General features: G+C 62.2%; 16 protein-coding genes. 4 read left to right on the top strand and 12 right to left on the bottom strand.

The features are described from left to right. Positions 1–45: 45 nt before the first annotated feature. Both xylF and xylA read right to left on the bottom strand, forming a co-directional pair. Positions 46–1,047 carry a D-xylose ABC transporter substrate-binding protein gene (xylF, locus tag ACTJK9_RS02245; protein WP_064595737.1) on the bottom strand — a complete coding sequence of 334 codons (1,002 nt, stop codon included), beginning with the start codon at positions 1,045–1,047 and terminating at the stop codon, positions 46–48. A 142-nt stretch (positions 1,048–1,189) separates the two neighbouring features. Next, entirely contained in the window at positions 1,190–2,506 is a 1,317-nt protein-coding gene (gene xylA / locus ACTJK9_RS02240) for a xylose isomerase (RefSeq protein WP_221399467.1), read from the bottom strand. 188 nt (positions 2,507–2,694) lie between these two features. Between xylA and ACTJK9_RS02235 the strand changes: the two genes are divergently transcribed. Then, positions 2,695–3,870 (top strand): XylR family transcriptional regulator, encoded by a 1,176-nt coding sequence (locus ACTJK9_RS02235; protein WP_440811779.1) that lies wholly within the window; start codon positions 2,695–2,697, stop codon positions 3,868–3,870. A gap of 8 nt (positions 3,871–3,878) precedes the next feature. On the opposite strand, the gene ACTJK9_RS02230 is transcribed toward ACTJK9_RS02235, so the two are convergent. The 5 genes from ACTJK9_RS02230 to ACTJK9_RS02210 all read right to left on the bottom strand — a co-directional run bounded on the left by ACTJK9_RS02230 (position 3,879) and on the right by ACTJK9_RS02210 (position 10,386). Beyond that, positions 3,879–5,141 carry an NAD(P)/FAD-dependent oxidoreductase gene (locus ACTJK9_RS02230; protein ID WP_440811777.1) on the bottom strand — a complete coding sequence of 421 codons (1,263 nt, stop codon included), beginning with the start codon at positions 5,139–5,141 and terminating at the stop codon, positions 3,879–3,881. Continuing rightward, complete coding sequence (locus ACTJK9_RS02225) at positions 5,131–6,723, bottom strand: aldehyde dehydrogenase (NADP(+)) (RefSeq protein ID WP_440811774.1); 1,593 nt, start codon at positions 6,721–6,723, stop codon at positions 5,131–5,133. The genes ACTJK9_RS02230 and ACTJK9_RS02225 overlap by 11 nt, the downstream gene beginning before the upstream one ends. Positions 6,724–6,803: 80 nt before the next feature. Then, on the bottom strand, positions 6,804–7,751 hold the full coding sequence (locus ACTJK9_RS02220) for a dihydrodipicolinate synthase family protein (protein ID WP_064595748.1): 948 nt from the start codon (positions 7,749–7,751) through the stop codon (positions 6,804–6,806). Between the two features lie 54 nt (positions 7,752–7,805). After that, complete coding sequence (locus ACTJK9_RS02215; protein WP_440811772.1) at positions 7,806–8,732, bottom strand: 4-hydroxyproline epimerase; 927 nt, start codon at positions 8,730–8,732, stop codon at positions 7,806–7,808. Positions 8,733–8,754: 22 nt separating this feature from the next. After that, complete coding sequence (locus ACTJK9_RS02210) at positions 8,755–10,386, bottom strand: APC family permease (protein WP_440811770.1); 1,632 nt, start codon at positions 10,384–10,386, stop codon at positions 8,755–8,757. Between the two features lie 223 nt (positions 10,387–10,609). Between ACTJK9_RS02210 and ACTJK9_RS02205 the strand changes: the two genes are divergently transcribed. Both ACTJK9_RS02205 and ACTJK9_RS02200 read left to right on the top strand, forming a co-directional pair. Next, positions 10,610–11,380: a helix-turn-helix domain-containing protein gene (locus tag ACTJK9_RS02205; protein ID WP_440811767.1), complete on the top strand. Its 771-nt coding sequence runs from the start codon at positions 10,610–10,612 to the stop codon at positions 11,378–11,380. Between the two features lie 64 nt (positions 11,381–11,444). Continuing rightward, a complete protein-coding gene (locus ACTJK9_RS02200) occupies positions 11,445–11,717 on the top strand; it encodes a hypothetical protein (RefSeq protein ID WP_440811765.1) in 273 nt (90 codons plus the stop codon). 57 nt (positions 11,718–11,774) lie between these two features. Here ACTJK9_RS02200 and ACTJK9_RS02195 read toward each other — a convergent pair whose 3' ends face one another. Then, positions 11,775–12,203 carry a hypothetical protein gene (locus ACTJK9_RS02195; protein ID WP_440811763.1) on the bottom strand — a complete coding sequence of 143 codons (429 nt, stop codon included), beginning with the start codon at positions 12,201–12,203 and terminating at the stop codon, positions 11,775–11,777. A gap of 143 nt (positions 12,204–12,346) precedes the next feature. Between ACTJK9_RS02195 and ACTJK9_RS02190 the strand changes: the two genes are divergently transcribed. Further along, positions 12,347–14,473 (top strand): TonB-dependent receptor family protein, encoded by a 2,127-nt coding sequence (locus tag ACTJK9_RS02190; RefSeq protein WP_440811761.1) that lies wholly within the window; start codon positions 12,347–12,349, stop codon positions 14,471–14,473. Between the two features lie 10 nt (positions 14,474–14,483). Here ACTJK9_RS02190 and ACTJK9_RS02185 read toward each other — a convergent pair whose 3' ends face one another. From ACTJK9_RS02185 to ACTJK9_RS02170, 4 genes are all read right to left on the bottom strand, one after another. Continuing rightward, entirely contained in the window at positions 14,484–15,239 is a 756-nt protein-coding gene (locus ACTJK9_RS02185) for an ABC transporter ATP-binding protein (RefSeq protein WP_039771128.1), read from the bottom strand. Beyond that, positions 15,233–16,294: a FecCD family ABC transporter permease gene (locus ACTJK9_RS02180; RefSeq protein ID WP_064595757.1), complete on the bottom strand. Its 1,062-nt coding sequence runs from the start codon at positions 16,292–16,294 to the stop codon at positions 15,233–15,235. Before ACTJK9_RS02180 ends, ACTJK9_RS02185 begins: the two co-directional genes overlap by 7 nt. Beyond that, positions 16,291–17,478 (bottom strand): ABC transporter substrate-binding protein, encoded by a 1,188-nt coding sequence (locus tag ACTJK9_RS02175; protein WP_085611891.1) that lies wholly within the window; start codon positions 17,476–17,478, stop codon positions 16,291–16,293. Before ACTJK9_RS02175 ends, ACTJK9_RS02180 begins: the two co-directional genes overlap by 4 nt. Positions 17,479–17,541: 63 nt before the next feature. Then, positions 17,542–19,956 (bottom strand): TonB-dependent siderophore receptor, encoded by a 2,415-nt coding sequence (locus tag ACTJK9_RS02170; RefSeq protein ID WP_440811757.1) that lies wholly within the window; start codon positions 19,954–19,956, stop codon positions 17,542–17,544. Positions 19,957–19,968 lie beyond the last annotated feature (12 nt).

The raw sequence follows: 19,968 nt of genomic DNA, 5'->3' as shown, positions 1-19,968 counted from the left end.
AACCCGCAGGAGCGGAACGCCTGCGGGGGCATCACTCAACGAGTGTCACTGGCCGGCGATCTGCGCCTTGGTGTAGAAGCCGTCCTGTTCCAGCAGGTCGATGTTGTCCTTGGTCAACGGGGTCGGGGTGAGCAGGATGGTGTCGACTTTTTTGCTGCCATTGTCGTACTGCGAGCTGTAGACAGGTTTCTCGTTACGCGCCAGTTGCACCGAGAGTTTGGCGGCTTCGGAGGCAATCAGTTTCAGCGGCTTGTACACCGTCATGGTTTGCGTGCCGGCGATGACCCGCTTGACCGCTGCCAGGTCCGCGTCCTGTCCGGAGATCGGTACTTTGCCGGCCAGTTGCTGAGCGGCCAGGGCCTGAATGGCGCCGCCCGCCGTGGCGTCGTTGGAGGCGACGATGCCGTCGATTTTGTTGTCGTTGCGGGTCAAGGCGTTTTCAACAATGCTCAGCGCCTCGGTCGGGTTCCATTCCTTCACCCATTGCTGGCCGACGATCTTGATATCACCCTTGTCGATGGCCGGTTGCAGCACCTTCATCTGACCTTCGCGCAGGACTTTCGCGTTGTTGTCGGTGGGCGCACCGCCCAGCAGGAAGTAATTGCCCTTGGGCGCTGCATGCAGCACGCCGCTGGCCTGCATCTCGCCGACCTTTTCGTTATCGAAGGAAATGTAAGCGTCGATATCGGCGTTGAGTATCAGACGGTCATAGGACACGACCTTGATCCCGGCTTTCTTCGCCTCGGCCACCGCATTGGTCAGCACGGTGGCGTTGAATGGCACGATGACGATGACATCGACACCACGGGAAATCAGGTTTTCGATTTGCGAAATCTGCTTCTGCTCGTTGGCATCGGCCGACTGCACGAAGACCTTGGCGTCCATTTTTTCCGCCGCTGCGACGAAGTAATCCCGGTCACGGGACCAGCGTTCCAGCCGCAGATCATCAATGGAGAAACCGATTTTCGGATGGGCCGCGTCGGCCATAACCGGTAACGACAACAGCGCCAGGGCGCTGGCCAGCAGCGTGCGTTTTACGTTCTTCATGGTGGTGCGTCCTTTTATTTTTGTTTGAAAGACACGGCCTGACGATGAATATCGGGCTGGTGGAACTGTAGAGAATCAGCAGGCGAAACGGACTACAGATTTGTCGCGCAAATGTCACAGCGTCCGCAGTCCTCATTGGCGATCAGCGATAGATAAACCGGTTGACGACGTTCTCGAGCATTTCCTGCCGGCCGCTGACGGCCTGCGGGTTCAGTTCGTTGGCGAAGGCGTGCTCGGCCAGGGATTGAAGATTGAACTCACCCGCCAGCACCGACTGGCCGAAGGGCTGCTGCCAGCCGGCATAGCGTTGGTCCTTGAGCCGTTGCAGCTGGTCGTTCTGGACCATGGCGGCGGCCCGCTCGAGCGACAGGGCGAGGACGTCCATGGCGCCGACGTGACCGTGAAACAGATCGACCTCGTCGAGGCTCTGGCGGCGTACCTTGGAGTCGAAGTTGAACCCGCCATTGCCGAAGCCGCCGGCCTTGAGGATTTCATAGGTGACCAGGGTCATCTCCTCGACGCTATTGGGGAATTGATCGGTGTCCCAGCCGTTTTGCGGATCGCCCCGGTTGGCGTCGATGCTGCCGAAAATCCCCAGCGAGACGGCCGTCGCCACCTCGTGATGAAAACTGTGACCGGCCAGGGTCGCGTGGTTGGCCTCGATGTTGACCTTGATTTCCTTTTCCAGACCGAACTGCTGGAGAAAACCGAACACCGTGGCGCTGTCGTAATCGTACTGGTGCTTGGTCGGCTCCTGCGGTTTGGGTTCGATCAGCAGGTCGCCTTTGAAACCGATCTTGTACTTGTGCTCGACCACCATGCGCATGAAGCGGCCCAGTTGTTCGCGCTCACGTTTCAAGTCTGTATTAAGCAGAGTTTCATAACCTTCGCGACCGCCCCACAACACATAGTTGGAGCCCTTGAGGCGTTGAGTCGCGTTCATGGCGCTGAAGACCTGGGCCGCGGCGCAGGCGAACACTTCAGGATCCGGGTTGCTGGCGGCGCCGGCGGCAAAGCGCGGATTGCTGAAGCAGTTGGCGGTGCCCCACAGCAGCTTGATTCCGCTTTCTTCCTGATGGCGTTCCAGGTGATCGATCATTTGGGCGAAGTGGTTGCGGTACTCCTTCAGCGAGTGGCCTTCGGGGGCGACATCCGTGTCGTGAAAGCAGTAGTAGTCGATACCCAGCTTGGAGAAAAATTCGAACGCGGCCTGCGCCTTGCCAATGGCCAGCTCCATCGGGTCACCGGCGTGTTGCCACGGGCGCTTGAACGTCCCGGCGCCGAACACGTCGGAGCCCGGCCAGACAAAGGTGTGCCAATAACAGGCGGCCATGCGCAGGTGTTCGCGCATGGGCTTGCCGAGGATGATTTTGTCGGCGTCGTAGTGACGGAAGGCAAGGGGAGAATCGCTGGCAGGACCTTCGTAGCGAATCCGGTCGACATCGGGGAAGTACGGCATTGGCAATGTCCTTGTTGTTCTTGGTTGTTGTTCTTGGGCGTGTCCCGATACTAGCAACGGCCCTGTGCCTGCCGATTGCGAAAATCACCAACACGCAGTGCGATTTTGCGTATTGAGATTCGCCCTCTGCGCGCCTAGTCTGTGCAGACCGCCTCTACGGCAAGGGGCCCGGAACAAGCCTGAAAACAATGAAAACCCTACCGCCTGTTCACCGCATCGCCCTGTTGTTCAACGGGAGCAAGATCTATGACCGCGGCATCATCAGCGGCATCGGCAACTACCTGAGCAGCACGCGCGCGTCTTGGGATCTGTTCCTGGAGGAGGATTTTCTCTGCCGCTTGAAGGGCATCGAGCGTTGGCAAGGTGACGGGATCATCGCCGACTTCGACGATCCGCTGATTGGCGAGGCGCTGGCCGATATCAAGCTGCCCGTGGTGGCGGTAGGTGGTTCTTATCAGGATGAGCGGGCCTATCCGAAAGGGATCCCGTACGTCGCCACCGACAATAACGCGCTGATCACCATGGCTTATGAGCACTTGGTCGAGGCCGGGCTGCAACGGTTCGCCTGCTTCAGCCTGCCCGAAGCGCAGGCCAATCGTTGGGCTCAGGAGCGCGAAAAAGCCTTTCTACGATTGATGCAACGGGACGGCTTGCACGCCGAGGTCTATCGCGGCATGGGCACTAGTGCACCGCTGTGGGACAGCGCCGTCGAACAGTTGATCGCCTGGCTGCAAAGCCTGCCCAAACCCATTGGCATCATCGCGGTCAGTGACGCTCGCGCCCGGCAGTTGCTGCAAGCCTGCCTGACCGCCGGCATCGCCGTGCCAGAGCAGGTGGCGCTGATCGGCATCGACAACGACCCGCTGACCCGCAGCCTGACCCGGGTCCCGCTGAGTTCAGTGATACAGGGCACCGAAACCATGGGCCGCACCGCCGCGCAACTGCTGCACCAGATGTTGCACGGCAAGCCGTCAACGGGCGCGCATGTCCTGGTCCCGCCTGAAGCGATCAACGTCCAGGTGTCGAGCTTGCATCAACCGTTGGGCAACCCCTACGTGATGCAGGCGCTGCTGTTCATCCGCCAATATGCCTGCCAGGGCATCAAGACCGCGCAAGTGGCGGCTTATGTCGGCGTGTCGCGTTCCTCGCTGGAGTCGCATTTTCGTGCGGTGCGTGGTTGCAGCGTGCATGACGAGATTCTGCGTTTCAAACTGGCGGCGGCCACCCGCGGGCTGGAAAAAACCGACACGCCGATTGCGGACGTTGCCCGCACGTGCGGTTTCAAATCCGCTCAGTACCTGCAGACGGTGTTTCGCCGAGAGTTCGGGTGTACGCCCCGTGAATACCAGCAGGGCGCCCGATAGACGGTCACTCAAAAACGATCCAGCCGGTAGCGCTCGCTCGACGGGAGAATACGCGCCGTGTCCTGCGCCGATGGTGAAACCATCTCTTCAACCATCTCCGCCGTCACCGCCGCCTGCGTCAGCCCCAGATGCTGATGCCCGAACGCAAGCAACACCCTCCCGTCACACACCCGATCGATCACCGGCAGCGAGTCCGGCAGCGACGGCCGAAACCCCATCCACGGTGTGGCTGCTTCGACACTCAACTCATCACGAAACAAGCCCTTGCTCAACCGATGCAACTGCCAGGCGCGGGCCATGGTGGGTGGGGCTTCGAGGCCGGCGAATTCGACGGTGCCGGCCAGGCGCAGCCCTTCGGACATCGGGGTCATGATGAATTTGCGTTCCAGCGAGGTGACGGGGAAGGGCAGTCGGTTATGTTCGTGAGGCAGCATGAGGTGGTAGCCGCGCTCGGTGTCCAGCGGGACTTTTTTGCCGGTCAGTGCAGCGGTGAGTTTTGCCGAGTGGGCACCGCAGGCGATCAGTACCTGGCGAGCTGACAGGGTGCCGGTTCCGGTCATCAGGCTGACGCCATGTTCTTGCAGTTGCCCGCCCTGAACCGCCTGTTTCACAAACTGCACGCCGCTGGCTTTCGCCGCGTCCACCAACTCACGCACGACGCGGTAGGGGTCGATGAAATGCCCGGTGTTCGGGAAAAACAATCCGCCCTGAATCTGTTCGCTGAGTTGCGGCGCGGTCTCGCGTACCGCTCCGGCCTGCCACCAATCGACTGGCACCTGTTGCTGTTGCATGCGTCGCTGTAATGCTTCGAGAGCTGGACTTGAGTCGGGGCGTTCGAACACCAGCAGCGAACCTTCCATCTTCAACAGCTCGGGGCGCTGAATGTCATTGAGCAAGCGGTGCCAAGCACCCAGCGAGCTTTCATTCAGCGCCCGCAACCCGGCAACGGTGCGCTGGAACGGTGCCGAGCGCAGGTTCAGCAACAGCCGCGTAAACCAGGGCAGGGCTCGGGGCAGGTATTTCCAGTCCAGGCGCAGCGGGCCCATCGGGTCCATGAGCATGGCCGGCAGGCGTTTGAGGATCGAGCTGTCGGCAATCGGAAACACCTGCTCGGTCGCCAGGTGCCCGGCGTTGCCGAACGAGGCGCCGTGGCCCGGTTCCTGCGGGTCGATCACCACCACCCGCAAGCCATGACGGGCCAGGCGCAGGGCACTCGCGACGCCGATGATGCCGGCGCCGACCACGGCGATGTCGTGCGGGTTATTCGGCATTTTTCGCGGTTTCCCTTTGGCCATCGAGCAAGCGACGCAGCGACAGTGGATTGGCGTGTTTGAGCGCGATCGGCAGCAAGCTGTCGGGAAAATCCTGATAGCAGACCGGGCGCAGGAAACGCAGGATCGCCGCGGTGCCTACCGAGGTGGTGCGTGAATCGGAAGTCGCCGGGAACGGCCCGCCATGCACCATCGCGTCGCAGACTTCAACGCCGGTCGGCCAGCCGTTGACCAACAGGCGTCCGGCCTTGCGCTCCAGGGTCGGCAGCAAGGCGCGGGCCTGTTGCAGATCCTCGTCATCCAAGTGCAGCGTGGCGGTCAGTTGGCCTTCCAACTGTTCGAGCACCTGACGGATTTCAGCGTCGCTGGCGCATTGCACGATCAAGGACGCGGCGCCGAACGCTTCGGCCTGCAACGAATGATCGGCGAGGAAGTCGGCGGCATCGGTGATGAACACATGAGCCTGGCCCTGATTCGGTTCCGTCGCGCGCTGGCCGACGGCGGCAATACGCGCTCGGTGGTTTTCCGCGAGGGCATTCACGCTGGATTCGTAGGCGTTGAAAATTCCCGGCGTCAGCATGGTCTGCGCGGGGCTGCGCTGGATCAGTTCGCTGGTGGCGCCAATGAAGGCGTCCAGCGCCGGCCCCTTGTGGGCGATGACCAGACCGGGATTGGTGCAGAACTGACCGGCGCCCAGCGTCAGCGAAGCCACAAACCCTTGGGCCAACGCCTCGGCGCGATTCTGCAATGCTGCCGGAAACAGCAACACCGGGTTGATCGAACTCATTTCCGCGTACACCGGAATCGGCTCGGGCCGTGCCTGTGCCGCTTTGATCAGCGCGAGGCCGCCACTGCGCGAACCGGTGAAGCCGACCGCCTTGATCCGTGGATCGCTGACCAGCGCGATCCCCACTTCACGACCGGATCCGTACAACAACGAGAACACCCCTTCCGGCAAATCACAGGCCTTGACCGCCCGCGCAACGGCACGGCCAACCAGTTCGCTGGTGCCGGGATGGGCGCCGTGGGCCTTGACGATCACCGGGCAACCGGCGGCCAGCGCAGAAGCGGTATCGCCGCCCGCCACCGAAAACGCCAGTGGAAAGTTGCTCGCGCCAAACACGGCCACCGGGCCCAGTGGGATCTGCCGCTGACGCAGATCCGAACGCGGCATCGGCTGGCGCTGCGGTTGCGCGGTGTCGACTCGCACATCCAGCCATTCACCGGCCCGTACGGTGCGGGCAAACAAGCGCAGTTGCTGGCAGGTGCGGCCCCGTTCACCCACAAGGCGTGGGCGTGGCAGGCCGGTTTCGGCCAGGGCGCGGTCGATCAGTTCGTCGCCGAGGGCTTCGATTTCGCTCGCGATGGTTTCAATGAACTTGGCCCGTGCCTCGAGCGATGTCTCGCGATAACGGTCGAGCGCCGCCCAGGCCAGTGCGCAGGCCTGCTCGACATGTTCGGCAGAGCCGCCGGCGTAGCCCGGCTCCAAAGGCAAGTTGGTGGCGGGGTTGATCCCGTGGATGACGTCGCGGTCGCCGGTGAGGGTTTGCTGACCGATCAGCAGTTGGCCCGTCAGGGTCATGGCGCATTCCTTATCAATAAAACAGGTCACGAATAAGGCCCGCCGCTGTGGGTGGCGGCGGGCTTTAACGCAGCGGCAGGTCAGGCGAAGTTCTGTTCCGCCGACCAGTTTTCGTACCAGTGACGGAACAGCGTGTACTGGGCTTCCGCGTAGCGACGCTGTGAGTCGCTGAGGGCATCGGTTTCGTTGAAATGCAGGGTGTATTCCTTGTCGCCGTTGAGCACCATCAGGTGTTTGTAATACAGCACCAGATCCGTGCCTTCGTCGAAGGAGGACAGCACCGCCAGCGCTGATTCCAGCTCGCGCGCCTGACGCCGGGCCTTGGCGTCCCCCTTGGCGGCCTGCTTGCTCAGGGCCACCAGTTGCAGCACTTCGCGGGGCAGGGCGTTGCCGATGCCGGTGATGGCGCCGGTGGCGTTGCAGTTGACGAAGCCGTGCACGACCTGGGTGTCGACACCGACCATCAAGGTCACGTCATCATCCTTGGAGGTGATGTTTTCAGCGGCGTAGCGCAGGTCGGCGCCACCGCCGAATTCCTTGAAACCGATCAGGTTCGGGTATTCGCGGCGCAGTTCGAAGAACAGGTCGGCGCGGGTGGCGAAGCCGTAGTAAGGGCTGTTGTAGATCACCGCCGGCAGGTTCGGCGCGGCTTGCAGAATCGCCGCAAAGTGGGCTTTTTGCGCCGCCGCCGAAGCGCCACGGGACAGCACCCGAGGAATCACCATCAAGCCCTGCGCGCCGACTTTCGCCGCGTGGGCCGCGTGGGACACCGCTTCCCGGGTGTTAACCGCGCCGGTGCCGACGATGGTCGGAATCCCGGCCGCCACCAGCCGCGCCACGCCTTCCTGACGCTCGGCTTCGGTGAGCAGCGGCCAGTCACCCATGGAGCCGCAATACACGACGGCGCTCATGCCGATGTCGATCAGCTCGCGACCCTTGGCCACCAAGGCGTCGAAGTCCGGTTTGCGCGCGGCGGTGCACGGGGTCATCAGGGCGGGCATGCAGCCGGTGAAGATGTTGTCGCTCATTATTGTTCTCCTTGGAACGGTCATTCAGAGGGGTTTGAAGTGCAGCGCAGCGGCTCAGATGCCCCACGCGAACGGATCGGTTTCGTCGATCAGCAGCGTGCTGTCGGCGGTCATGTGGGCGCGGCCGGTGATGTAGGGGCGGATGCGATCGCCTTCCCATTCAAAGCGGCCTTCGAACTGGCTGCCGGTGATGCTCGCCTGCACCCAGCGCTCGCCGGGCGCGAGTTTTTCGTCGGCGGCCAGGCAAGCGAGTTTGGCGCTGGTGCCGGTACCGCAAGGGGAGCGGTCGTAAGCCTTGCCGGGGCACATCACGAAATTGCGGCTGTCGGCTTCGGCGTCATCGGCGAACAGTTCGATGTGGTCGATGAGCGCGCCGTCTTCGCCATGGATGCCCTGGTCTTCGAGGGCCTTGAGCATTTTCCAGGTGAAGTCGGTCAGGGTGTCGACGTTGTCCATCGTCAGCGTTTGACCGTGTTCGGAGACCAGGAAAAACCAGTTGCCGCCGTAGGCCACGTCACCAAGGAAGCGACCGTATCCCGGCACTTCCACCGCCACCTGCTTGCGTGAGCGATAGGCGGGCACGTTGCCGAGCGTTACGGCGCCGTCTTCATGCAACGTTGCGCTGACCGGGCCGACCGGCGTGTCGATCTTGTGCACCCCCGGTGCGATCAGCCCCAGGTGCTGCAGCGATGCGACCAGGCCGATGGTGCCGTGGCCGCACATGCCGAGGTAACCGGCGTTGTTGAAGAAAATCACCCCGCAGGTGGCGTCCGGCGACACCGGCTCGCAATACAGCGCGCCCACCAGCACATCGTTGCCACGCGGTTCCAGCAGGCAGGCGCGGCGCCATTGATCATGCTGATTGCGCAGGGCGTCGCGTTTCTCGGCCATGGTGCGCCCGGGCAGATCGGGAAAACCTTTCATCACCAGACGCGTGGGTTCGCCGCCGGTGTGGGAATCAATGACGTGTACTCGTTTCATGGACAGATCCCATTAAGTGATTTCAGTAAGCGCCGGCAGCGCGAGGATTGGCGGCGGAGGCGGGTGACGGCGAAGCGACTTCGCTCTCATCCTCTTCCGATTCCAGACGCAGCAGGTGTGCCGGTACGCCGGTCGCGGCGCCCCAGTAATAGATGCCCATCGCACAGGCCGCGACGACCAGGGTGTCGAACGGATGGGTGAGGACGCCCAGACCACCAAAGGTGCCGAGTTTCGACAGGACGATGGTCACCGCGTAGAAGGCGATCAGCCACGCCGACGAGCGCACTTGGCGGGATAGGCTGAGGTGGGCGGTCGGCACGAAGCGGCCGCAGATCAGGTAGACGACGAACATCAGGATTTGCAGGCCGAGCAGCCAGGACACGGTGTTCCAGCCCGACCAGTAAACGATCAGCGCAGCGATGATGAACGACACCGGCCCCAGCACGCCCATGCACTTGACCCGGAACGGGCGCGGCATGTCGGGCGCATTGCGCCGCAGCGCGGCGACGGTCACCGGAGCCACTGCGTAACTCAGCACCAGTGCGGCGGACACCACGTTGATCAGTGCTTCCCACGATGGGAACGGCAGGGTCCAGAACACCGACAGGGCGAAGGTCAGCCACAACGCCGGACGCGGGATGCCGGACTTCGCGTCGATGTGGGTGAAGACCTTGAAGAACGTGCCGGTCTGCGCCCAGCCGTAGATCACCCGAGGCGTGGCGTTCATGTAGATGTTGCCGCAGCCGCTGGGGGAGATCACCGCGTCCGCGACGACCAGATACGCCAGCCAGCCCACGCCCAGTGCCAGGGCGATGTCGCGGTACGGCAGGGCGAATTCCTTGGAAACCCCGGCCCAGCCATTGGCGAGCAGTTCGGTCGGGATGCCGCCGAGGAAGGCCGTTTGCAGCAATACGTAGATCGCGGTGGAAAGCAGCACCGACAGGATCAGCGCAATCGGGATGGTGCGTTGCGGGTTCTTCACTTCGCTGGCCACCGAAATGATCGGGGTCAGTCCCAGATAGGCGAAGATCACACCGCCGGCGGAGACGGCCATCTCAATACCCGAGAGTCCGAATGGGGCGAAGCCCTGAACCTGAAAGTTTTCCGGTTTGAAGAAGGTGAACAGCACGCCGATCACCAGCAGCGGCACGATGAACTTGAACACGCTGACCAGATTGTTGGCCTTGGCGAAGGTCTTCACGCTGCGGTAGTTGAGCAGGAAGAACACGCACAGCAGGCCGAACTGCACCAGCCAGCCGAGCAGGGTCGGGTCACCGCTGCCGGCCTTGGTCAGGCTCGGAAACCAGGCTGCCGCGTATTGTCGCGAAGCGACCACCTCGATCGCCACCAGACTGGAAAACGCGATCAGCGTAATAAAACCCATCAGGTAACCGAGCAGCGGCCCGTGGCTGTAAACCGGGTAGCGCACCACACCGCCGGCCCTTGGCAATGCCGCGCCCAGTTCACAGTAGACGATGCCCAGCAGCAACACCGCGAACCCGCCCAGCAACCAGGAAAAAATCCCCGCCGGCCCGGCAATCGCCGACACGTGACTGGCCGCGAACAACCAGCCGGAACCGAAGATCGCTCCCAGTCCGATAAAGGTGAGGTCGATCAATGAAAGTTGTTTTTTGAACTTGCCTTGGCCTGACATGGCATCGCCTTCTTGTGAGTTATTGGATAGGCAGGTGTGAGTCACTGGAACGGCTAAACAGTGAACTCATCGGGCGTCGGGCGATTGATGTTTTGCGCAGCTCCGGATGACGAATTCGGCACAGTTGCGAAGAAAGCCAGCGACGCTCGACACGCTTCGAACGTTGCTGCAATCTGCACGCGAACGCCTCAGCCCGATCCACTCACCGGGGAAAACCGTCACCATGCAGAACGCATTTGCGATCCTGTGCCAGGGCGATGAGCACAATCGTCCCCACACCCTCGAGGCGCTGTTGGCGGGGGTGGCGCCGCTGTTGCCGATGCTGGACGTGATTCCGAACGCGGCGATTTTCATCAAGGACGTGCAGGCGCGGTACGTCTTGGCCAATCGCACGCTGGTGCAGCGCTGCGGCCTGAAAGACCTGAAACCGCTACTCGGCAAAACCAGTGCGCAGGTGTTTCCGGCGCAACTGGGGCCGGGCTATACCGAGCAGGATCGGCGAGTGCTGGAAGAAGGCTTCGTGCTGGAAGATCAGCTGGAACTGCACCTGTACGGCAGTCGCGAACCGGGCTGGTGCCTGACGCACAAGCGTCCGCTGTTCAACCGCGACGGCGATATCATCGGCCTCGCGGGGATTTCGGTGGACCTGCAATCGGCCAGCGAAACCCACCCGGCGTTTCAGCGCCTGGCGGCGGTCGACGAACACATCCGCGCGCATTTCAATCGTCGGGTGACGCTGGGCGAGCTGACCCGGATCGCCGGCATTTCGGTGGCGCAACTGGAGCGCTACTGCAAACGGGTCTTTCACCTGACGCCGAGGCAGATGATTCAGAAAGTGCGGCTGGAACATGCCCATCGCTTGTTGCATACCGAACTGCCGATCACCGAGGTGGCGCTGCAATGCGGCTACACCGATCACAGCGCGTTCACCCGCCAGTTCAAGGCGTCGACCGGTTTCACCCCGCGTCAGTACCGGCAGGCGACGGAGCAATGAGCGGTTTGCGAGTCATTGCGACTAGACTGAACAGGTCAGCCCCACTTGCTGCAGGTGAAACGAGATGAGCGAATTCTGGGTACGCCGATGCTCGTATGGCCTGTGCGCGATCCTGCTGACGCTGACGGCGTCCTGTTCGAGCACGGCTCACTACGCGACTACCGGTGATCGCTGCTACGCCAAAGCGGTGCCGACGTCAGGCGAGGGTGGTCTTGCGTGGGGAGCGACCTTGGGTATCGCGCAAAAAAAATCCATGAATAACTGCATGCGCTACGCCGGACGTTCGGGCGGAACGCCCAACACCTGTCAGGTGGTGTTGGCCAAGTGCAAGAATTGACGTTGTGATCCAGGCGCCACCTCAAAGGCCGGTGGCGCTGTTGTCTTCAGACCAGAACTAGCGTGCGCGTTTCAGTGATTGCGAAAGGGCCTGCCTGGCGATCAGCGAGGCAACGTCCTTGGCAGCGTAGCAACGGAATTTGACACTGTAGGCGTCTGTGTCGAGACGGACGATCTTCGTCACGAAACCGCCTTCGACGGTGACCTTGCGGATCGCCGGCATTGGTATCTCGACATCCAGTGTCCCGTCCTGAACCATGCGGTTCATGGCATTGGCATTCAAGTAAACGGCGTTTTCGGTGACGGTGACTCTGCCGCCCACCCACAATCCGCCATAGTGATTTCTGAATCCCTCGAGCACCCCGGCCAGTACGCCGACATTGCCGCTCCCCACGACCTCGTAGAACTCGCCTACATCTTCGTAGTTCAGTTCAGTATCGGTCACCAGAAAGTTGACCATCTTCGACTTCAGAACTTCTTCGGCCATCCCTGCATCTCCTTGTTCAAATCACAGCCCGGCATTTCAGCCGCCTGTTTACCTGACAAAAAACCAAATCGCCATGTGTTTCCTTCGTTCTTTCCTGCGTCGCAGTTGTCACTGTCCGTTCCCGCCTGTCTGGAGTTCACCCGATGCCTTCGCTCAAAACCCTGCCCGCTGCCTTGCTGGGGCTGGCCCTTGTCTGTCCGGTCAAGGCGCAATCTCAGGGGCTGGAACTGGGGCAAGTGCTGATCGGGGCCGAGGATCAGAGCGGTGACGATCTGTCGGTGGAAGAGGCGAAGGCTCGTCTGGCCCAGGTGCCGGGTGGCAGCAACGTGGTCGATATGCGCCAGCCATTGCAGGGCCGGGTCGCGAGCAATCAGGACGTGCTGGCGTATCAGCCCGGTGTCTATGCCCAGTCGGCGGGCAACGAAGGGACGAAAATCTCGATCCGTGGCTCTGGCATTAACCGTGCCCCCGGCGCCCACGCCTCGGGCCTGTACACGATGCTCGACGGTCTGCCGCTGACCGGCCCCGGCGGCACGCCTTATGAACTGCTGGAGCCGCTGTGGCTGGATCATGTGGAAGTGCTGCGCGGCGCCAACGGTTTTGATCGCGGTGCGCTGGCCCTCGGTGGCGCCGTCGATTACGTCAGCCACACAGGCTATAACGCGCCACTGCTGAATGTGCGTTACGTCATGGGCAGCCACGGTTACGCTCAGCGACAAGTCAGCTCCGGCCAGGTGCTGGGCGATTTCGATTACTACCTGTCGATGACCGACGCGCATTCCGACGGTTATCAGGATCACACCGCGAGTAAGAGCCAGGGCGTCATCGCCAACTTCGGCTATCGCTTCAATCCGAATCTGGAAACCCGCTTCTACATCCGTCACCGCGAGACCGACAACGACCTCGCCGGCCGGGTGACCAAACACTCCATCGAACACGATCCGCGCGCAGCCAACCCGGCCTACGTGACGCGCAACGACAGCCGCGATCAGCCCGGCAGCACCTTCATCGGCAACAAGACCACGTACTACATCGATGACGATTCGAGCATCCAGACCGGTCTGGTTTATCACGATTACCCGATGGACCTGCGCGAAGGCCCCAATCGCCTGAAGGTCGCCTACACCGATGTCAGCGGCACGTTCGACTACAAGCGCCGCGACACGCTCTGGGGGATGGAGAGCAACAGCACCGTGGGCCTGCGAGTGACCAAGCACCTGCCCAATGACGGTGCCAGCGAACTGGTGCGGATTCCCACCGGCAACACCGCCGGTTACGCGCTGGGCACCCACATGCGCAACTTCACTTATCAGGGTTCGGATTCTGTCCTGCACGTGGGCAACGACCTGGAAATCGCCGACGACCTGTGGCTGACCACCGGCCTCGCCGCGATCTACACCCGTCGCGAAAGCGCGGTGACCTACCCGGAAGGTGGCGGCAAGACCAGCCTCGGCGACTGGGATTACGCACCACGTCTGGGCCTGCGCTATCAGGTGACGCCGGACCTGCAACTGTTCGGCAACCTCAGCCGTTCGGTCGAAGCGCCGCATCCGTGGTCGCTGATCTATAGCTCCAACATACGCTTCCCGACCGGCAGCGGCGCCGCCACCGGCACCCAGCGTGATCCGGTCAAACTGCAAAACCAGACCGCCACCACCCTGGAACTCGGCGGCCGAGGCGACAGCGCGCTCGGCGAGTGGAGTCTGGCCTGGTACTACGCTCAGGTGCGCCACGAATTGCTTTCGGTGTTGTCGGACGCCAACGCCACCACGCCATACGAACTCAACGCCAGCCCGACCGTGCACCAAGGCGTGGAAGCCAGTCTGCTCAGCAACCTGTGGTCAGCGAACGATGGCGGCAAGTTGAGCCTGCGTCAGGCCTACACCTTCAGCGACTTCCACTACCGCGACGACGACCGCTTCGGCGACAACCGCTTGCCGGGCCTGCCGATGCATTACTACCAGGGCGAACTGCGCTACGACTTTCCACAAGGTTTCTTCGCAGCGGTCAACACGCAACTGGTCTCGAAAACCGCAGTGGATTACGCCAACAGCTATTACGCCGATCCTTACGCCACCTTCGGCGCCACGTTGGGCTACAACGCACCGAAAGGCGACTGGCAGACCTGGCTGGACATGCGCAACCTGACCGACAAGCACTACGCCGATACAGTTACGCCGGGCTATGACGATAAAGGTCTGGACGCCGCACGCTCCACACCGGGTGAGGGCATGGCGATGTATGTCGGGGTGTCGTGGAGTCTGCTCTGAGGGCCAACCCTCAAACAATGTCATCGATCAGAATATGGTGCTGCCCGCGACTGCATTGTTCGATCCGCGCCTCGACCTTGTAGACCGCGCGCAGCATCGGTTCGGTGATGACTTCATGGCTGGGCCCGCTGCCATGGGCCGTGCCACCCGCGATGACCAGCACCTGATCGGCAAAACGCAGCGCCTGATTCAGGTCGTGGATGGCGATGAACACGATCACTTCGCGACGGCGCGCGAGGGCTTTCATGAAGTTCAACACCTGAACCTGCCGGTGCATGTCGAGTGCGCTGGTGGGTTCGTCCATCAGCAGGATTTCCGGTTCGCGCACCAGCGTCTGGGCGATTGACACCAATTGCTGCTGGCCGCCGCTCAGCTCACCGAGGTTGCGAAACGACAGTTCGGTGATCCCGAGCGCTTCGAGAATCTCGTCCACCAGTTTCAGTTCATCATCGTGAACCGCCCAGTTGGGCGTCAGTTGCTTGCGCGCCAGCAGCACCGATTCGTACACCGTGAGCCGGGCGCTGGCGTTCAGGCCCTGGGGCATGTAGCTGATGCCTTGAGTGCCTTTTTTCGAGCCTTCCAGAATCACTTCGCCCGGCCCGTCGATCAGCCCGGCCATGCGCTTGAACAGCGTCGATTTGCCTGCCGCGTTGGGGCCGACGACGGCCACGACCTGGCCGCCGGTAAACGTTGCGGTACTGACGCCGGAAATGATCTCGCGCTGACCGTAGCGGGCGCCGAGGTTGTCGAGCCGGATCTTCACCATGAGTTTTTCTTACCGTTGAGAATCAGAGAAATGAAGAACGGCACGCCAATCAGTGACGTGACCACACCGATGGGGAATATCGCTCCCGGGATCAGGGTCTTGCTGACCACCGAACTGGCGGACAGGATCAGCGCACCGGTCAGCAACGAGGCCGGCAGGAAAAACCGCTGATCCTCGCCGATCAGCATCCGCGCGATGTGCGGCCCAACAAGCCCGATGAAACCGATCGTGCCAACGAACGCCACCGGAAACGAAGCGAGCAGACTGACCATGATCAGCGTTTGAAAGCGCAGGCTGCGCACGTTGATGCCGAAACTCGCAGCCTTGTCGTCGCCCAGGCGCAGGGCCGTCATCGCCCACGCACGTTTGGCGAAGATCGGCAGGGTGATGAGGATCACCACGCAGATCACCCCGAGTTTCGGCCACGTGGCCTTGGTCAGGCTGCCCATGGTCCAGAACACCACGGCTGCCACGGCTTGTTCGGTGGCGAAAAACTGCACCAGCGCCAGTAACGCATTGAAGGTAAACACCAGGGCGATGCCGAGCAGCACGATGGTTTCGGCGGTCACGCCACGACGCATGCTCATGAAGTGAATCAACAGCGCCGAGAGCATCGCCATGATGAACGCGTTGAGCGGCACCATGTATTGCGCCGCCAGCGGAAACAGCGCCACGCCGAAGGCCAGCCCCAGCGCCGCGCCGAAACCGGCCGCCGCCGAAATACCGAGGGTGAACGGGCTGGCGAGCGGGTTGTTGAGGATGGTCTGCATCTGCGCCCCGGCGAGCGAAAGCGCCGCGCCGACAGCGACCGCCATCAACGCCACCGGCAGGCGGATGTCCCACATGACCACCCGCACTTGTGCCGATGCGGTTTCCGGCGAGAACAAAGCACCGAGCACTTCGCTGAGGCTGTAACGGGCCGGGCCCAGTGCCAGATCGAGCAACACGCTGAAGATCAGCAGCACGGCCAGCCCTAGCAGAATCAGCCGTTTACGCAGCACCAGCCGCCGGTAGGTGACGCTCTGCACAATCGGTGCTTCGCCCAGCGAACTCATGGCTTGTCCTCGGTTTTTTGCAGGCTGACGAAATAGCCCGGTTCATACGGCACCGGCAGGAAGCGCTCGTGCATCTCGCGAAATTCCGCATCGGGATCAAGATCGGCGAACAGTTCCGGGTGGAACCATTTGGCCAATTGCTGAATGGCCACGAACTGGTAAGGGCTGTTGTAAAACTGGTGCCAGATCGCATGAAACGCCTGAGTGTTCTGCGCCTTGATGCCGGCGTAGGCCGGGCGCTGGGTGTACCAGGCCAGTTTGCGCCGGGCTTCGGTCAGGTCTGCGCCCGGGCCGACGCCGACCCAATGGCCCCCCGGCGCAAAGGCTTCCCAGTCGGCGCTGGTAACCACCACATGGTCGGGATTGGCGACGATCACTTGCTCAGGGTTAAGTTGCCCGAAGGTGCTCGGAATGATCCGACGGGCGATGTTATTGCCACCGGCCATGTCGACGAACAGACCAAAGTTCTCGTTGCCGAAACTCAGGCAGCAATCATCGGTATAGCCACCGATGCGCTCGATGAACACGTTGGGACGGGCAGGATGGTATTTCTCGATCACGTCGGTGACGCGGTGGATCTGCTGGTTACGAAAATCGATGAACGCTTCGGCGCGCTCTTCCTTGCCGAACAACTTGCCGAACAGACGCATGGTCGGCTCGGTGTTCTGCATGGGGTTGTTGCGAAAGTCGACGTACACCACCGGGATGCCCAGGGCATCGAGTTTCTCGATGTAGCGGGCATCCTCGGTTGCGTGCTGCGCTTCGATGTTGAGGATGATCACGTCAGGCTTCTGCGAGATCGCCTGCTCGATGTCGAAGGTGCCGCTCTCGAAACCGCCGAAGGTCGGGATTTTCGCGATGTCGGGGAATTTGCGCAGGTAGGCGTTATAGGTATCCGGGTCGGACTGGATCAAATCCTTGCGCCAGCCGACGATGCGTTCGATAGGGTTCTGCGTATCCAGCGCGGCCACCAGATACAGCTGGCGACCTTCACCCAGAATGACCCGGCGCACCGGCAGGTGAACCTTGACCGTGCGGCCCTGCAAGTCAGTCACGGTGCCCAGTGCCGGATCCGCTTCGCCAGCCTGTACGCGGCTTGGCATCAAGGAAGAAATCGACAAACCCAGCAGCCCGGCGATCAGCAGGGCGGCGAAGGTCTGGCGGCGGCGAAAAACATTAACCATGGTGTATGCCTTTGCAAAAGCCGGATCGGACCACGACGCCAGGCGCCGCTCCGGGCCGGACGTTTAGAAATCGACAGTGGCCGAGAGCAATAAGGTTCGAGGCGCGCCCTGGGAGAACGCGCCATAGGAGGCGACGCCCGACCAGTATTCACGGTCAAACACGTTCTGCACGGTGGCCCGCAAAGTGGTCGGCCGTCCGGCGATGCGAGTGGCGTAGCGCGCGCCGACATCGAAGCGGGTCCAGGCGTCCAGTTGTTGGGTGTTGGCCTGATTGACGTACTGGCTGCCGGTGTGGATCGCGCCGCTGGTCAATGTCAGGCCTTCGACTTGCGGCACGTCCCATTCGGCCCAGAGGTTGGCTTGCACTTCGGGAACCCCGACCGGTTTGTTGCCACGGTTGGCAGCGACACCGGTTCGGGTCAGTTCGCCGTCGAGCAGCGTCACGCCCCCGATCAGGCGTGTGCCTGTTGCAATCTCGCCCGCCATGTTCAGTTCGACGCCCCGGTTGCGCTGTTCGCCATTGACCGAGAACACCCCGGATGCCAGTTCACCGCTGGGCTTTTCAAGCTGGAACAGGGCGATGGTGGACATGAAACGGCCGTAGTCGAGCTTGACCCCGACTTCCTGCTGGCGGGACACATAGGGGGAGAAGATCTCGCCCGCGTTGGCAGCAGCGGATGGTGCGATGTCACCCTTGCTCAGGCCTTCGACGTAGTTGTAGTAGAACGACACGTGATCCCAGGGTTTGGCGACGACCCCGAACAGCGGCGTGGATTTGCTTTTGTCGTAGGACGTGGTGATTGAGCCGGCCGTGTTGTAGTTATCCGACTTGATGTTCTGCTGGCGCACGCCGAGCGTGACCTGGAGGCGTTCATCGAGCACCGACAGGGTGTCGGCGAGGGCCACGCCCGACAGCTCGCTTTCGGAAACCTTCGGGGTATCCGGCTTGGCGATCGCGGGTTTCGGGCGATCGAGCGGGTGATAGATGTTCGACAGGATCGCCGGGCCGGAAATAATCCCCCGGGACAGGTTATCGCGGTAGCGGGTGACTTGTAGCGCCGTGCTATGACTGATCGGCCCGGTGTCGAACCGCAGCCGCGCACCGGCATCGACGGTGTAGCGCTGGACTTCGAATTTGTAATAGCCGGGGATCGACGAGGTGTCGCCCGCTTCGTTGATGATGGTCGGCGTCTGGTCGGACATGCGCGCGACATCCGATCGGCCACCGCCGGCGTGGGCGAACACTGTCAGGTTGTCGTTGAGGTCGTATTCGCCGCCGAGCAACGCCGATTTGTCGCGGGTTTCCGACCAGCCCCATTCCTGGCTGACGCTGGTGCGGCCGTTGGCTGCGGACGGAATCTCCACGCCGGAGGCAATCAGGAAGGGGCGGGATGCGGCGTCGAAACTCTCTTTCTGATTGATCAGGTCCAGGGTGGTGCGCAGGCGTTCGCCCTGGTAGTCGAGGGACATCGCGCCGATACCGACCTCTCGGGATTGCTTGTCGATAGCCGTATCGCCTTGCTGGACGCTGCCATTGATCCGCACGCCGAAGCGGCGTTCTTCACCGAAGCGTCGGCTGACATCGAGGTGGCCGCCGAGCTGGGTATTCAATGCGTAACTGGTGGTGAAACGAGTCAGGTCTTCGTCCAGTGAGCGCTTGGGTACCACGTTGATCACGCCGCCGACACCGCTGTTGGGCGACATGCCGTAGAGCAGGGCGCCGGGGCCTTTGACCAGTTCGATCCGTTCGGCGTACTCGGTGAACACCCGGTAGTTGGAGGCCACGCCGTACACGCCGTCGAACGCCAGCTCACCGAGGTTGCCTTCGCCGACCGGAAAACCACGGATGAAGAACGAGTCGACAATCCCCCCTGTCTGCCCTGTGGAACGCACCGATGAGTCGCGCTCCAGCAAGTCGCCGACGGTGACAGCCTGCTGGTCCTTGATCAGTGTCGAGGTGTAGCTGCTGACACTGAACGGAGCGTCCATCGCATCGCGGTTGCCCAGAATGCCAAGGCGTCCGCCGCGGGCGACCTGACCGCCCGCAAGCACCGGCGGCAAGCTGTCGGTGCGCGTGTCGATGCCTTCGACCGTGGTGTCCGCCAACGTGACCCGGCGCACTACCAGCGTCCAGGTCCCGTCGCTGCGAGCGACCATCTCCAGGCCACTGCCTTCGAGCAGTCGAGACACCGCTTCCTGCACCGGGTAGCTGCCGGACAACCCAGGGCTGACGAGGCCTTCGGTGATCGACGGCTGAAACGACAAGGCGATACCGGCGTCCACGGCAAAGCTCGAGAGGGTCACGCCAAGCGGGCCGGGCCCGATGTTGTAGGCTCGCACAGTGACCGCGTCCAGCTGCTCCGGCCTGGCTGCCTCGGCGAGGGCGCTGCTGGCCAGGCCCAGCACAACGCTGAGCAACACGCCGCGCATAACGGGCTTTAGCAGACGATCCGCAAGCAAGGGTCGTGCAACGAGCATGAAGGGATGACC

Source organism: Pseudomonas sp. 22082 (assembly GCF_052046055.1).
Taxonomy (GTDB): domain Bacteria; phylum Pseudomonadota; class Gammaproteobacteria; order Pseudomonadales; family Pseudomonadaceae; genus Aquipseudomonas; species Aquipseudomonas pharyngis.
The sequence above is the reverse complement of the archived record's forward strand: the minus strand, read 5'-3'. Positions and strand labels throughout refer to the sequence as shown.